The organism is Pseudomonas sp. HS6 (genome assembly GCF_023375815.1).
In the GTDB taxonomy this organism is placed as follows: Bacteria; Pseudomonadota; Gammaproteobacteria; order Pseudomonadales; family Pseudomonadaceae; genus Aquipseudomonas.
Window position 1 is genome coordinate 3,355,866 of the sequence record NZ_CP067412.1, and the last position, 14,010, is coordinate 3,369,875.

The 14,010-nt window shown below is 60.6% G+C and carries 14 protein-coding genes; 9 read left to right on the plus strand and 5 right to left on the minus strand.

Annotated elements, in window-relative coordinates:
* The first annotated feature begins 56 nt into the window (after positions 1-56).
* The gene (locus JJN09_RS15215) at positions 57-1,727 is read left to right on the plus strand and encodes a ShlB/FhaC/HecB family hemolysin secretion/activation protein (RefSeq protein WP_249482477.1); all 1,671 of its coding nucleotides are present in this window, start codon (positions 57-59) and stop codon (positions 1,725-1,727) included.
* Between the two features lie 17 nt (positions 1,728-1,744).
* Here the strand turns inward: JJN09_RS15215 and JJN09_RS15220 are convergent, their stop codons facing one another.
* From JJN09_RS15220 to JJN09_RS15235, 4 genes are all read right to left on the minus strand, one after another.
* Positions 1,745-4,153 carry an autotransporter outer membrane beta-barrel domain-containing protein gene (locus JJN09_RS15220; protein ID WP_249482478.1) on the minus strand — a complete coding sequence of 803 codons (2,409 nt, stop codon included), beginning with the start codon at positions 4,151-4,153 and terminating at the stop codon, positions 1,745-1,747.
* A 218-nt stretch (positions 4,154-4,371) separates the two neighbouring features.
* Positions 4,372-4,779, minus strand: coding sequence for a response regulator (locus tag JJN09_RS15225; protein ID WP_249482479.1), 408 nt, complete (start codon positions 4,777-4,779; stop codon positions 4,372-4,374).
* A 63-nt stretch (positions 4,780-4,842) separates the two neighbouring features.
* Positions 4,843-5,055 (minus strand): Flp family type IVb pilin, encoded by a 213-nt coding sequence (locus tag JJN09_RS15230; RefSeq protein ID WP_249482480.1) that lies wholly within the window; start codon positions 5,053-5,055, stop codon positions 4,843-4,845.
* Between the two features lie 117 nt (positions 5,056-5,172).
* Positions 5,173-5,382 carry a Flp family type IVb pilin gene (locus JJN09_RS15235; protein WP_249482481.1) on the minus strand — a complete coding sequence of 70 codons (210 nt, stop codon included), beginning with the start codon at positions 5,380-5,382 and terminating at the stop codon, positions 5,173-5,175.
* Positions 5,383-5,713: 331 nt separating this feature from the next.
* Between JJN09_RS15235 and cpaB the strand changes: the two genes are divergently transcribed.
* Genes cpaB through JJN09_RS15275 form a run of 8 tightly spaced genes read left to right on the plus strand, consistent with a single transcriptional unit; the run spans position 5,714 to position 13,171 of the window.
* A complete protein-coding gene (gene cpaB / locus JJN09_RS15240) occupies positions 5,714-6,655 on the plus strand; it encodes a Flp pilus assembly protein CpaB (RefSeq protein WP_249482482.1) in 942 nt (313 codons plus the stop codon).
* 20 nt (positions 6,656-6,675) lie between these two features.
* A complete protein-coding gene (locus JJN09_RS15245) occupies positions 6,676-7,899 on the plus strand; it encodes a type II and III secretion system protein family protein (protein ID WP_249482483.1) in 1,224 nt (407 codons plus the stop codon).
* On the plus strand, positions 7,896-9,086 hold the full coding sequence (locus JJN09_RS15250; protein WP_249482484.1) for a pilus assembly protein: 1,191 nt from the start codon (positions 7,896-7,898) through the stop codon (positions 9,084-9,086). Before JJN09_RS15245 ends, JJN09_RS15250 begins: the two co-directional genes overlap by 4 nt.
* Positions 9,083-10,351 carry a CpaF family protein gene (locus tag JJN09_RS15255; RefSeq protein WP_249482485.1) on the plus strand — a complete coding sequence of 423 codons (1,269 nt, stop codon included), beginning with the start codon at positions 9,083-9,085 and terminating at the stop codon, positions 10,349-10,351. Before JJN09_RS15250 ends, JJN09_RS15255 begins: the two co-directional genes overlap by 4 nt.
* Positions 10,352-10,369: 18 nt before the next feature.
* A complete protein-coding gene (locus JJN09_RS15260) occupies positions 10,370-11,251 on the plus strand; it encodes a type II secretion system F family protein (RefSeq protein ID WP_249482486.1) in 882 nt (293 codons plus the stop codon).
* A gap of 1 nt (position 11,252) precedes the next feature.
* Positions 11,253-12,137, plus strand: coding sequence for a type II secretion system F family protein (locus JJN09_RS15265; protein WP_249482487.1), 885 nt, complete (start codon positions 11,253-11,255; stop codon positions 12,135-12,137).
* A 22-nt stretch (positions 12,138-12,159) separates the two neighbouring features.
* Positions 12,160-12,882: a tetratricopeptide repeat protein gene (locus JJN09_RS15270; RefSeq protein ID WP_249482488.1), complete on the plus strand. Its 723-nt coding sequence runs from the start codon at positions 12,160-12,162 to the stop codon at positions 12,880-12,882.
* A 16-nt stretch (positions 12,883-12,898) separates the two neighbouring features.
* Positions 12,899-13,171 carry a DUF3613 domain-containing protein gene (locus tag JJN09_RS15275; RefSeq protein ID WP_249482489.1) on the plus strand — a complete coding sequence of 91 codons (273 nt, stop codon included), beginning with the start codon at positions 12,899-12,901 and terminating at the stop codon, positions 13,169-13,171.
* A gap of 58 nt (positions 13,172-13,229) precedes the next feature.
* Here JJN09_RS15275 and JJN09_RS15280 read toward each other — a convergent pair whose 3' ends face one another.
* The gene (locus JJN09_RS15280; RefSeq protein ID WP_302851886.1) at positions 13,230-14,006 is read right to left on the minus strand and encodes a response regulator transcription factor; all 777 of its coding nucleotides are present in this window, start codon (positions 14,004-14,006) and stop codon (positions 13,230-13,232) included.
* Positions 14,007-14,010 lie beyond the last annotated feature (4 nt).

Sequence of the window (14,010 nt, forward strand, 5' to 3'; positions counted from 1 at the left end):
GCTTTTTTCTTAGGAGAAACCCTGCCCAGTGCTGCGGTTTGAACATGGAGTGTCCTATGCGCGTTATGGCATCCCTGCTGTTCCTCAGTCTCAGTTCCACTGCCCTCGCCGACACCCTGCCCAGCTTTCTCAACAGCAATGAAACCATCCGTAACCTGCCGGTGCCGAACCTGCCCGCCGACGCCTACCGTCCGGGCGCCGCGCCGCTGCAAGTCCCGGAACCCGGTGCCGCTGCAGCCGAGCCGCTGATGATGGGCACGAAGCTCAACCTGAAAACCGTACAGATCGAAGGCGGCACGATTTACCCGCTCAACGAACTGGCAGAGATCTACAAACCCCTGATCGGCCACGAATCCAGCCTCGCCGATCTGATCGAAGCGACGCGCACTATCACCCGTCGCTACCAGAACGACGGCTACCTGCTGTCCTATGCTTTCCTGCCACAGCAGACATTCGATGACGGCGCGGCGCGGGTAGTGCTGGTGGAAGGTTACGTGCGGGATGTGCAAGTACAGGGTGATATTGGTCGAGTCAAAGGGCTGCTCGACAAACTGACGGCGAAGATCCAGGCCGAACGCCCATTGACCCGCAAGACCTTCGAGCGCTACACCACGCTGATGACGCGCATTCCCGGCGTGACGATCCAGGCCCAGGTACCACCGCCAGGCACCACCGACGGTGCAACCACACTGGTTGCCCAGGCCAGTCGCAAACCGTTCACTAGCACCCTGAGCACGACCGAAGACAATCGCAACGGCACCCAGGCCTTGCTGGGTGTCAGCAGCAATTCACAGACCTCGATGGGCGAACAGTTGAGCCTCAGCGGTCTGTTTCCGCCAGGCGATGATCACGAGCATTACTATCGACTGGACTACAACCAGTTCCTCGACGATGAAGGCACGCAACTGAGTCTGTCCGCCTCGCGCTATCGCGCCGACCCCGGCACCAATGTGCTGCTGAACAACGGTCTGGAACTAAAGCCGCACCGCGAAAACGACCGTTACTCGATCGGTTTCAGTGTGCCGCTGATTGCCGCATCGAATGAACTGCTGACGGCCGGATCGCGCCTTTACGCGGTCAACGACAAGACCCGCTACAACGTCATCGGCTACCCGCTCAGCGCCGAAGAGCGCACCGACATCCGCGCCCTCGCCTTCGAAAGCGACTGGCGCAAGGCCGACGCCCGGCAACTGCGGATTCTCAGTGGCGGGGTTTATCAAGGCTTCGACAGCATGGGCGCGAAAACCAACAACAGCGCCATCGACCTGCATTTCTTCCGTCTGCGGCTATCGGGGGTACAGAGCGACAAGTTCTTCGACAACTGGCAGGGCGTGCTATCGGGAGCGTTGTACTGGACCGACGACACCCTGCCCGACAGCGAACGTGCGGTATTCGGCGGGCAGAATTTCGGCCGCGGCTACCCCGACGACCAGGCGTCCGGCGACAAGGGCTGGGGGGTGGCTTACGAGATCAACTACAGCTTCAACCGCGACGGCAGCTGGGTGCGGATCCTGCAACCCTACGTGGTGCTCGATCGCTCGCGCAGCTGGTTCAACCAGTTGCCGGTGCAGGCAAATAGTCTGTCTTCGGCCGCAGTGGGCCTGAGGTTCGGCGATGCCAAGTACTACAACATTGCGCTGGAAGCGGCCAAGCCGATGTCGGATGAAGCACTGGATACGTTCAATCGCCGGCCGCGTTACAGCATCAGCTTCAGCTATCAGCTGTAACCCGGCAGGCTCCGGAATCAGAAGGCGTAACGCACTTTCGCCGTGAAACCGTCAGCATTGAAGCCGCTGGCGGTCACGTAGTTGTACGACCCGCCTACGCTCCATGCACCCATGCGATAGTTGGCGCCCAGGCCCAGCTCATAGCTGTCGCGCACCGGTGTCGTGCCACGGCTGGTGAACGAGTCGCCGCCCAACACAAACGAGGACGTGGTCCCGGTCTTGTCGCCAATCACGTCATGCCAGGCCATCAACTTCGCTTCAGGCTCAAGACTGCCGGCACCCAAATCAAACGCGGCGGCCAAACGCGCGCCAACACCCATTTCACCGACTTCATAGCGTTGGCTGCCGACATTCAGCGAAGCCGAACTGCCCTTCTCGCGGTAACTGTCCATTTTCACGTTCGCGTAACGCGCACCGACCTGCGGTTCAAGCACCACATTTGGCATCAGACGCACGGTGTAACCGGCCAGCGCACTGACGCCGAACACGTTGCTGTCGTAGTCAGCCTTGGCCCGAGTGCCGGCGATGTAACGCTTGGATTCGTTGTCGTTCCAACCGTACATCAGCGATGAATCGACGAACCAGTTGTCATGGGTCCAGTTGCCGTACAGGGTCAGCGCATGCCCGGTCACCTGGGTTTTGTTGCCGCGATCGGATTTCACATCGGTGTCGAGGTAGCTGTACGCCAGACCGACCGCCAGATCGGCATTCAACTGGCCATCGGCACCGACGGCGATGCCGTGGCTGTCGGCATCGTAACCACTCACACCACGGCGCTCATCCTGGTTGGCGTCGCTGCTCAAGGCTTGCAGCCAGACACCTTTGTCCGTGGCTACGCCAACGGTACGGGCGCGGCTGGAGCGATCATTGATGACACCCGACACCAGCGTCTGACTGTTGGTGGCGGCGTGAATCACCCCACGGCTGACATCGGGGCTGAGGCTTTCGGACAGCCGTGCCAGTTGCGTATCGGTGCTGGCGTTGGCGAATGCCTGGAACACCGGATCATGTTCGTCGAGCCGGGACATCAGCGCACTGGAGAGACGACCCACCGCTTTTGCTCCGTTGCTCGAACCGCCAGCATCCAGCGTATTTTCAACCACGGTTTCTTCCGGCTTGGTGCTGACCAGGGCCTTCACATCGTTGCCTTCGACCCCGTAGCTTTTCACGTCCAGCAAAGCCGAGGTCGACACCACCGTCAGGTTCTCGCCACCGGTCAGCGTGCCGGAACGGATCAAGGTGTAACGGTTGCCTCCTGCAGCCGTGCGGAAATCGCTCGAACGGGCCTCCAGCTGCAAGTGACCGCCCGGCTCGATTTCAGTTTTGCCAGTGACGGCAAGGACCGGACGATTGATATCGGTGTCGTTGCCGACCGACATCGCGATCACCGAGTCCGCTTCCTCCATGTCCAGATCGCCGATGATCGTGGTGTGAGGTTGCACGAGCGTCAGCGTTCCTTCTTGTACGGTGACGTAACCGGACTTGATCGTCGAGCCGGAAAAACGCGTCTCGCCGTCAATCGTTACACCGGACAGGCCCAGCAGATCGCCCTTTACGTCACCGCCCTGCCAACGAAAATAGGCCTGGCCGTCATCGACCTGAATGGCGGCTTTGCCCCCTTCGATCAAACCACCGAACTGAATGATATTGAACAAGCCAGCGCCCACGGGTTGATTGCTCACGTGTATGCCGATGCTTTCACCCGAAAGCGTGCCCATGTTGGCGACACTGCTGGTATTGACGCCGGCCTGGGGAACGAAGCTCGCCCCGTTTATGGTCAAGCCCTCGGCACCGCTGCCGATGGCCTTGATAGTGCCTTCGTTGTAGACCGGCATGGACTGCGTGGTGTTTTCCAGATAGATGCCACGAGCGCCGGTACCACTGACCGTGATCGAACCATGGTTGGTCACGCCATAGGTCAGTTTCACGCCGGTGAGTGAAACCCCGGTGGCCCGATTGCCGCTGACGTTGATCCGGGCATTGCGTTCGTTACTGAAGTTGCCACCGATGGTCACGCCCTGAACGAGGAAGCCGGTCGAGTCGCCACTGTCGGCCAGACCGTTGACGTCGATCGTGCCGCGGTTGTACAGGTTGTAATTGAGTTTTGACCAGGACACACCACCGGCATACATACCGATGCCGACGCCGTGAGTGGCGCCGTCGATGGTGATTTGCGCCTTGTTGGACACATCATAATTGGCCATTGGCCGAGTGAACTGTGCGGCGCTGGTGACGGCCGATGGTGAGGTTTGCACTACGTTCGTGGTGCCGACGAGATTCAGGAAGCCATAGTACTGATCGACGCTGTTCAACGGCCCGCTGCTCAAATCGTAATCGTCGGTGACGGCATGACCGAAAGGCATATGAGTGATGGCGGCAAAAACAGACAGCGCCAACAGCGAGCGGCGCAGGCAAGAGGTATTCACGACGGGATTCCCTTCCAAAACATCAAAAACAGTTTCAGCAGGGCTCACGTATTCGTTCAGGCTTCCCTACCGACCCTACCGGGGTGTCCGGTCCGGGCGCGGGGAATGTACACGAGCCATCATTTCGACACCATCAAAAAGTCAAACCGATGGCGTCATTTTTCAGGCTTTTCATTCAAGGCTTTGCAGTCTGCGGCCGGCGAGCCGCAAGCCAGCACTCAGGAAGCGTTGACCTGGGGCTTGGGGAAAAGATTGTCCAGCGTCTCCAGTAGCCGCACGTGATAGATCGGCTTGCGAAACAGATCCAGCACCTGCAACCGCAGCATGTCGCTCACATCTTCCATGTCTGCGTGCCCCGACGTCACAATCACCGGCAGATGCTGGCGTGAGGTGTGTTCGCGCAGACGCTTGATCAGCGACATGCCACTTTCCTCCGGCATGCGCAGATCGGTGATCACCAGGGCGATATCGGGATGACGGGTCAGATGATGCAGGGCGAGTTTGACCGACGTCGCGGTATGACAGACGAAGCCCTCGCCCTCCAGCAACTCCGCCAACTCCAGCAACGCATCCTCTTCATCGTCAACCAGAAGCAACTGTTGGCGGGGCAGCGAGGAAGCAGTCATTGGGCAATCCCTGAGAAACTGAAGGTGGAACCGAGTGTAGTGCGAGATTCGCTACCCATCGAATCAGGGTGTCTGCACGGGTGCCGCCGGCGCCGTACCGCCCAAGGCCGTGAGGATGTTGCTGAAGATCGCGTACATCTTGGCACCGACAGGCGTCACGAACACCACGACCACAATGGCGACCATCGCCACCACAATCGCGTACTCGATGGCCGACGCGGCTTCGGTGCTCGCCAGGAACGACCGGGCACGCACCATCAGGTATTCAAAGAGCATGGACATTCTCCTTCATGCCCGGGATCTTCCGGACACCGGAAAGCCTATGATCGGGGCAATGCCTGCACGCTTTCGCTCAACAGCAAACAGGCATCGACAGAGGGAGGGGGAACTCGGTCAAGGTATGCCGGGTTTGGTCGGGGCCGTGCCACCCAGTGTGGTCAGTATCTGGCTGAAGATGTTGAAGACCTTGGTGCCCATTGGCGTCACGAATACCACGACCACTACCGCCACCATCGCCACCACGATCGCGTACTCGATAGCCGAAGCCCCTTCGTCACTTTTGAAAAACAGTCGTGCCCTGGCCAGCAGATAATCGAGAATCATACGTCCACTCCTTTGCGCTCATGGCGCCGATGTCGCTACAGCGGCAAAGCTTCCACCGTGCCAATTGAGCATTGTCAACAAACCCTCTCCCAACAACTGTAAGAACGGATTAGTCATAAAGGATTAGTTGTTTCGTCGCGCCCCGTATTTCGACTGCTAATTGGCCAACCCCCATACTTTCGTAGGTTTTTTGCCGGCCAGTAATGGCGTTTTGGCTTGATTCAGCTAGCGTGGAAATAGCGAAATAGTTGGATGTTCATAGCTGCCTGATTGCGATGTTCCCTTGTTAGGAAGTACGGGCTGGTAGTGCAGCAGGAAAGGGAGAGCCATCATGAACAGTCGCGTCACCATGGGCCTTGCCGCGGTGCTTTTACTGGGAGCCATTGTTGTCGGCTATTGGGGCCTGGTGCTCAGCCGGCAACCCGCGCCGGTTGCCGAGGCACCTGTGCCTGCAGTGGTCACCGTCGAAAAAACCGTCGCTGCCGCCGAAGATCAGACCCGTCAGCCAGTCGTGGTTCTGGTGCGTGACGTTCCTCCGTTCACCCCCCTCACGGCCGCCGACCTGGCCGTTGAAAAACTGCTCAGTGCGCCTGCCGGCAGCCTCGGCGCAATCGATCAGGCCGTGGGCCGCACACCGTGGCGCCACCTGAGTGCCGGGACCTGGCTCAACGATGAAAGCTTCGAGGCCGGTGGAACGCTGGCGCGCATGATCCACCGCGATGAGCGTGCGCTGGCGGTGTCGGTCGATGAAGTGATCGGTGCGGCCGGGCAATTGATTCCCGGGGATTATGTCGATGTGCTGCTGTTCCTGCGCCAGGACGCCAGCAATCCGCAGCAATCGGCACAGATTGTCGTACCAGCCATGCGTGTGCTCGGCGTTGGCGAACAGTACGGTCTGACCAACGACGGCCAACCGTCCGCTCCCGCATTGAGCGCCGACGACAAGCTCAAACAGGACCAGCGCCGGGTCACCGCGCGCACCGTGGTATTGGCGGTGCCTGAGCAATTGTTGAGTCGAATGATGCTCGCTACCCAGGTCGGGACATTACGCCTGGCCGTGCGCAGCAGCGAAGAACAGCGTCTGGCCAAGTACTGGGCCGGCGAAAGCCAGACACCGGACAAACTGGTGGCAGCCAACAGCCAGCTTTTCCAGTTCACTCAGCTGGCGCTGGGGTCTGCACCGAAGGCGCCATCGAGCGGCGATCACGCCGGTGCCGTTCGACCCGCCGTGGAAGTGATTCGCGGCAATCAGGTCAACCAACAAAATCCATGACTGAGCAAGGATCCAAGTGCATGCAGAGTCGTTCCTGGCCGACCTTCAATCCCGTGCTCCGAGCCTTGCTGCTGATGGGACTGTCGATAAACGCTGCCCATGCGGCCACCGGCAACTGCTCGGCCCTCGGGCGCTTGCCGCCAGTGATTGAGATCAACGAAGGCTGGCAGCAGGACATGCAATCACCGGTGGCAATCACACGCCTGGCCGTCGGCAATCCGAAAATTGCCGACGTGCATGCCAACGGCAATTCGTCATTCCTCCTCACCGCCGTGGCCCCTGGCGCTACCAGCCTGATGGTCTGGACCGGCTGCTCCAGCGAGCCGCGCCAGAGTATGGTGTTTGTCAAAGGTGCTGCCACCTCAGCCCTGACGGTTGCGGGGACATTGCCCTCGGATGATGCATTGCTGCCTTCACAAGTGCAGACCGACATCCGCTTCGTCGAAGTCAGCCGCACCAAACTCAAACAGGCCTCGGCCAAGTTGATCGGCACCCGTGGCAATTTCCTTTTCGGCTCTCCCGGGACATTGCCGCCCATTGATGGCGTCCCGCAGCCGCGACTGCCGGTGGACAACTCGCTGTTCAACTTCTCGTGGATCGGCGGCAATACCATGGCGATCATCAATGCCCTGGAAGGCAGCGGTTTCGCCTACACCTTGGCGCGGCCAAGCCTGGTGGCGCTGAACGGGCAGAGCGCCAGCTTCCTCGCAGGCGGGCAGATTCCGATTCCGGTGCCCAGTTCCGGCAGCGACAGCGTGTCGATCGAATACAAGGAATTCGGCATCCGCCTGACCCTCACGCCCACGATCATCAGCCACGACCGCATCGCCCTGAAAGTCGCGCCGGAAGTCAGCGAGCTGGACTTCAGCAACGCCGTGCAGATCGCCGGCACCACGGTGCCAGCCCTGACCATCCGCCGCACTGACACCAGCATTTCCCTGGCGGACGGCGAGAGTTTTGTCATCAGCGGTTTGATCAGCACCACCAACAGTTCCCAGGTCGACAAGTTTCCTGGGCTGGGCGATATCCCGGTGCTCGGGGCGTTTTTCAAAAGCTCGCAGATCAAGCGCGAAGAGCGCGAGCTGCTGATGATCGTCACCCCGCATCTGGTGCGGCCGTTGTCGGCAGACGCGCAACTGCCCTCGTTGCCGGGTGAAAAACTGCGCAACTACGACCCGAATTTCTACCGCATGTTCTTCCTGGAAAACGGCAACTTCGACAAGCGCAGCGGGTTGTCCCAATGAGCCAGAGCCTGAGCCAGACCTTTCTCGCCATCACCCGCAACAGCACCGATCTGGAATGGCTGCAAAGCGCCCTCGCGCCGCTAGGTCAAGTGGTCAGCGCCGGTGCCGGCAGCCTCGATGAATTGCTCGCACTGGTGGATGTCACCTTCGCCAGCCTCGTGTTCGTCGGCCTCGATCGCGAACACGTGGTGGCTCAGAGCGCGCTGATCGAGGGCGCACTGGAAGCCAAACCGATGCTGGCAATCGTTGCCCTCGGCGACGGCATGGACAATCAGTTGGTGCTCAACGCCATGCGCGCCGGGGCAAGGGACTTTGTGGCTTACGGCTCGCGCTCCAGCGAAGTGGCCGGGCTAGTGCGTCGGTTGAGCAAACGCATGCCGCCAGTGACCCACAATACGCAACTGGGTGGTCTGACGGTTTTGTACGGTGTGCAGAGCAGTTCCGACGGCGCGCTACTGGCCAATCATATGGCGTTGGTGGTGCAAAAGAGCGGGCAGCAGACGCTGCTGCTCGATCTCGGCCTGCCCCGTGGCGATAGCCTTGCATTGCTGGGGCTGGAGAGTTCGTTCCACTTCGGCGATGCCTTGCGCCACCTGCGCAGGCTCGACGCCACGTTGATCGACAGTGCCTTCACCAGCGCGGAAGCGGGGCTGCGGATTCTGGCGTACGCCGACAATGACGAACCGCTGGAGAGCACCAGTGCCGCCGAGCTGTTCATGTTGCTCAGCGCCTTGCGCCAACACTTCCAGCACATTGTCGTGAACCTCACCGGCCAGCCTGACAGCGAAGCCCTGCGCACCTTTGTCAGCCATTGCGACAAGCTGATCTGGTACACCGACCAGAATGTTCTCGATTGCCGGCGCAATCTGGCGGTGTTCAATCTGTGGCGGGAAAAAGGCATGAAGCTCGATCACGGACGGCTGTTGGTCGACCGCTATCTGAGCAACGTCGCGCCGGATGCAGAAACCCTCGGCAAGACCTTCAATCTGGAAGTGATCGCGGTGCTGGCCTTGAGTCCGGAGCTGCGCATGAATGCCAAGAATCAGGGAATCAGCCTGTTTGAACTGGCCCCCCGGGAAAAACTCACCCAGAGCCTGCGGGCGCTCGGCGAACGCCTGGCCAAACGCTCCGAAGGCCTGGCCAAACCCAAGGTCACCTGGTTCGACCGGTTGCGAGGCACCTCATGAGCCCGGAAAAACTCTTCGGTGCTCCGGCGCGAGGTCAGTCGGGCAACACCGACCACGAAGGTCTGAAACTGGTCCTGCATCGCTACATCATCGATGCCATCGAGGAGTCCGGGAAAAACCTGCTGGAAGGTTCGCGGCCATTGCTGGCGCAGTTCGTCACCGACAAGGTCGCCGAATACATCGCCCGTCTGCACCTGGCGATTTCACGCTACGAGATGGAGCGGCTGGCGGAAGAAATCGTTGATGAACTGACCGGATTCGGTCCGCTGGAAGTGCTGCTGCGCGACCCCGCCGTGACCGAAATCCTGGTCAACGGCCCGCACCGGGTATTCGTCGAGCGCGACGGTGTACTGCATCAAAGTGATCTGCGCTTTATCGATGCGCATCACGTCGAACGAGTCATGCAGCGCATTCTGGCGCCGCTCGGGCGACGGCTGGACGAGTCTTCGCCGATGGTCGATGCGCGCCTGCCCGATGGCAGCCGGGTCAACGCGATCATTCCGCCCATCGCCCTCGACGGACCCTGTCTGTCGATTCGAAAATTCCGCAAGGACATGCTCAAGAGCAGCGACCTGATCGCCATGCAGACCATCGACCTGGCGATTTTCGATTGTTTCCAGGACGCCGTGGGCAAGCGCTGCAACATCCTGATCAGCGGTGGCACCGGCACCGGCAAGACCACGCTGCTGAACATTCTCAGTCAGCTGATCAATCCCCACGAACGGCTGGTGACCATCGAAGACGTCGCCGAATTGCAGCTCGGTCACCCGCACGTGGTACGTCTGGAAACCCGGCCGCCGAACGCCGAGGGACATGGCGAAGTCAAGGCCAGCGACCTGATCCGCAACGCCCTGCGGATGCGTCCGGACCGGATCATTCTTGGCGAAATCCGGGGCGTCGAAGTGCTCGACGTGCTCACGGCGATGAACACCGGTCACGACGGCTCGATGAGCACGGTGCACGCCAACAACGCCCAGGATGCGTTGCTGCGTCTGGAAACCCTGGTCGGCCTGACCGGGCGCACCGTGGCCGAACGCACCCTGCGCCAGATGATCTGTGCTGCGCTCGACGTGATCATCCAGCTGACGCGCATGCCCGACGGCCGCCGCTGCGTCAGCGAGGTGGTGGAAGTGGTCGGCGTGCGCGAAGACGTCTACGTCACTAACACGCTGTTCCGTCTTGATCGACGCACCGGTTTCGGCTTCCTGCGAGAAGCGGTCAACCCGGCCGGCGACAAGTTGCGGCACGAGTCGAGCCTGGGCTGAGCGCATGGAGCTTTCGTCATGATCGGACCGCTGATCCTGATCGTCATTTGCCTGCTGATGCTGGGGCTGTCGATTCGCCTGTTCCTGCAGGGTGCGCGCAAGACCGCTAATGAACGGGTGCTCTCTCGCCTCGCCGCCGGACAACCGCAAACGGTCGAAAAAACTTCGTGGACCGGGCTGGAGCGAATGTTTCTGCGGGCGGGTCTCGGCCGTCCGACCGAGCACTTCGGGCTGTGGCTGTCGTTGTGGGTCGTGGCCATGATGCTGGGTTATCTGCTGGCTGACTGGATCGGCCTGTTGACCCTGATGCTGGCACCGCCCCTGATTTTGCGGCTGTACATCGCCTGGCTGTACCGGCGCCGGCTCAACCGCATGATCGAACAACTGCCGCAGTTGCTGGATCACACAGTGCGCAGCCTCAAGTCCGGCAGGACCCTGAGCGACGCGGTGATGGGCGGCATCGAAACCAGTGACGATCCGTTGAAGTCGGCGATGGGCCGGGTGCAGCGCAACGTGCAACTGGGAGTCAACCTGCCGGATGCGGTGAGCGACTTCGCCGAGCTCTACGAACAGGACGAACTACGCATGTTCGCTCTGGGCCTGAAGGTCAATCATCGCTATGGCGGCAACGCCAGCGAATTGCTGGAGAACCTGATCAAACTGATTCGAGAGCGCGACCAGGGGGCTCGTCAGTTGCGTGCGATGACAGGCGAAACCCGCATGACCGCGTGGGTGCTCGGATCGCTGCCCTTGATCATTGTGAGCTACTTCATGCTGACCAACCCCGGCTACATGCTCGGTATGTGGAACGACTCCGGGGGCCACACGATGCTGATCATCGCGGTGATATTGCAGGTGATCGGCTGCCTGGCACTGTGGCGCATGTTGAGGAGTGTCTGACATGGTGATTCTGGCCAGCCTCATGCTGTTGCTCGGCGCCCTGTTGCTGGTCGGCAACCACCTGCTGACCGAGCGCCGCCGGGTGCGTCAGGTCAACCAGCGTTTGCAGGGCCACCTCGTGCGCGAGAATCGCTTCGGCAACTGGCTGCGGGCACTGGGAAACAGCCGGTTCGGCCAGCGCTCGGTGAGCATCGACAGCGAAACCCAGACCCTGCTCAGCCGCCTCGGCTGGCGCCGTGCCAGTGAGCGCTCGCTGTTTGCCGCCTGCCAGATCGGTACGCCGCTGCTGACGCTGGGCCTGGGGCTGTTTTTGCAGGAAGTGTTCTTTCCCCAGGCCCCCAACGGCTGGCTGGTGCCGATGATTGCTACCGGTGCCGGCTATCTGCTGCCCAAGCGCCTGCTGGCCTATGCCGCTGGCCGTCGGCAGAAAATCATTTCGGTGGAGGTGTCGACGTTCATTCCTTTGCTGCGGATCCTGTTCGAGTCCGGCATGGCCGTCGAGCAAGCCCTGCGTGTGCTCAGTATCGAGGGGCAAAAGCTGCTGCCGGAGCTGACCAGCGAATTGCGCCTGATTCTGGCCCGCGTCGACTCGGGTCTGGAGCTCGGGCAGGAACTGAACAAAGCTGCCGCGATGCTGGCGGTGGATGAATTCACCGACACCTGCGTGATCCTGCAACAGCTGATTCAGCAGGGCGGCGGCGCGATGAAATCGCTGCTGGCGCTCAAACAACTGCTGGATGACCGACGCCTGACACGCTTGCAGGAATACATCTCGAAGATGTCGGCGAAGATGTCGGTGGTCATGATGTTGTTTCTGTTTCCGGCCTTGCTGATCGTACTGGCGGGCCCTGGATTTACCGCAATCACCCGGGCGTTTGCGTCCTGACACTGGCGATGGAGAGCGATTGATGAAAGCACTGATGGTCGTGGCAAGTCTGTTGCTGCTCGGCGGTTGCGCAACGGACGGTCAGGCGCCGTGGACGACGATGCTGGCGCCGGCCAGTTGCAGCAAGCTGAGCTCCGAACAGGAGCTGTCGCTGAACCTGGCCGATGACCTTGCCAATGACGGCAAGCTGCACGCCAGCCTGGCCAACCTGCAAGGTCTGCCCGACAACCTCGTCGAGGTGCGGTTGCGCAAGGCCAAGGTCTATCGTTTGCTGGGACGCAGTGAAGCCGAGCCGTTGTATAGAGGATTGCTCGGCACTTGCCTCAACGCCGACGCCGAACATGGTCTGGGTCAGTTGTATGCCGCGCGCGGTGATAACGGCCAGGCGCAGGCCCACCTGCAACGGGCTGCGCGACTGGCGCCGACCAATGAAAACATCCGCAACGACCTGGGCGTGGTGTACCTCAATCAGCTGCGACTCGAAGACGCTCGCTTCGAGTTTCTGACAGCTATCGAGTTGAAACAGAACAATCAATTGGCGACGCTGAACCTGGTCACTCTGCTGATCTACCAGAACAACTGGCAGCAAGCCGCCGAAGTCGTCAGCCGCGCGCACCTGACCCCGGAACAGTTCACCGACGCCCAGGAACGAGCAGAAAAACTCAAGGCCCCGGCCCCGGCCAAACCCACCGCGAGCAATCAGGTAGCGGTGGTGGCTGACCCGCAACCGACGACGATCAAGTGAACTTCAAGGAGGCGCCATGAACACGTTCAAGACCCTGTGCTGCCTGAGCCTGCTGAGCCTGCCGCTCGGCGCACTGGCCATCGACGCCGGGCCGGCATCAGCCCAGCAGCAGGAAACCGAAGGCTGGCTGTTACTGCAAAGCCGCAACAAGGCCGCGTCGCCTGACCCACAAGCGGCCACGGCCACCGAGCGTGAACTGGCGATGCAGCGCTGGCTGAAGAAATACAACTACGACATTCCCGATTTCTATGACCCGGATGCCGGGGGCAAGATCGAGACAAAAAACTAGTCCGGGAGGGTGCAGAGGGCGCCATCGCGGGCAGCCCGAAGGCTGCCGGGGATCAAGACTAGTGAGCCGTAACCCGCTGCCGCAAAGCCGCCGCACTCGGTGACAAGGCCAACGCCAGCTGCGTGCGGTTATGCATGTGAGTCAGGCGCAATACCTGTGAAACGTAAAGCTTCACCGTGTTTTCGGTGATGCCCAGCTCACAGGCAATCTGATAATTGGTCTGGCCCTTGCCCACCAGACGTGCAACGTCCAGTTGCCGTGGTGACAACTGATTGAAGATCGCCGGGATCTCCTGCGCATCAGCCTCACTCGGGACCTCGTCACGAACGGGCGTCGGTCCGCGACGAACCTTGTCCAGATCCTGGTACAGATCATTGATGGACGACGAAAGGTCCTGAAGCTTCTGATTCAAGTGCCCCAGTTGCAGGGTTTTCTGCCGCTCCTGCAGCACCACTTCCTGACGCTGCAAGCCTTCCAGCAACTCATCCAGATTGACCGGTTTCTGGTAGTAGTCAGCAATCCCTGCGCGCAACGCCTTGATCACGTCCTGCTTGTCGGCGCGTCCGGTGAGCATGATCGCTTCGAATGCCCGATCTTTACCGGCCAGCCGTTGCAGCGCCTGCACCAGTTGAATGCCGTCCATGTCCGGCATGTGCAGATCGCACAGCACCAGGCCGATTGCGGTGTCGTCCGTAAAACGCTCGATCGCCTCTTTGCTGGACTCACACGGAACACAGCGGTAGCCGCTGCTCTCGAGAAATTCACAGAGTTCTTCGACGATCAAGGGCTGATCATCGACAACGAGGACTTTTACCGCAGATGTAAGCTTGTTCACGTGC

What these genes read in the sequence shown, in the direction of transcription:
- JJN09_RS15215 (WP_249482477.1), top strand. Translation starts at nt 57, where the DNA reads ATGCGCGTTATGGCATCCCTGCTGTTCCTCAGTCTCAGTTCCACTGCC.
- JJN09_RS15225 (WP_249482479.1), bottom strand. Translation starts at nt 4,779, where the DNA reads ATGACTGCTTCCTCGCTGCCCCGCCAACAGTTGCTTCTGGTTGACGAT.
- JJN09_RS15230 (WP_249482480.1), bottom strand. Translation starts at nt 5,055, where the DNA reads ATGCTCTTTGAATACCTGATGGTGCGTGCCCGGTCGTTCCTGGCGAGC.
- JJN09_RS15235 (WP_249482481.1), bottom strand. Translation starts at nt 5,382, where the DNA reads ATGATTCTCGATTATCTGCTGGCCAGGGCACGACTGTTTTTCAAAAGT.
- cpaB (WP_249482482.1), top strand. Translation starts at nt 5,714, where the DNA reads ATGAACAGTCGCGTCACCATGGGCCTTGCCGCGGTGCTTTTACTGGGA.
- JJN09_RS15245 (WP_249482483.1), top strand. Translation starts at nt 6,676, where the DNA reads ATGCAGAGTCGTTCCTGGCCGACCTTCAATCCCGTGCTCCGAGCCTTG.
- JJN09_RS15250 (WP_249482484.1), top strand. Translation starts at nt 7,896, where the DNA reads ATGAGCCAGAGCCTGAGCCAGACCTTTCTCGCCATCACCCGCAACAGC.
- JJN09_RS15255 (WP_249482485.1), top strand. Translation starts at nt 9,083, where the DNA reads ATGAGCCCGGAAAAACTCTTCGGTGCTCCGGCGCGAGGTCAGTCGGGC.
- JJN09_RS15260 (WP_249482486.1), top strand. Translation starts at nt 10,370, where the DNA reads ATGATCGGACCGCTGATCCTGATCGTCATTTGCCTGCTGATGCTGGGG.
- JJN09_RS15265 (WP_249482487.1), top strand. Translation starts at nt 11,253, where the DNA reads ATGGTGATTCTGGCCAGCCTCATGCTGTTGCTCGGCGCCCTGTTGCTG.
- JJN09_RS15270 (WP_249482488.1), top strand. Translation starts at nt 12,160, where the DNA reads ATGAAAGCACTGATGGTCGTGGCAAGTCTGTTGCTGCTCGGCGGTTGC.
- JJN09_RS15275 (WP_249482489.1), top strand. Translation starts at nt 12,899, where the DNA reads ATGAACACGTTCAAGACCCTGTGCTGCCTGAGCCTGCTGAGCCTGCCG.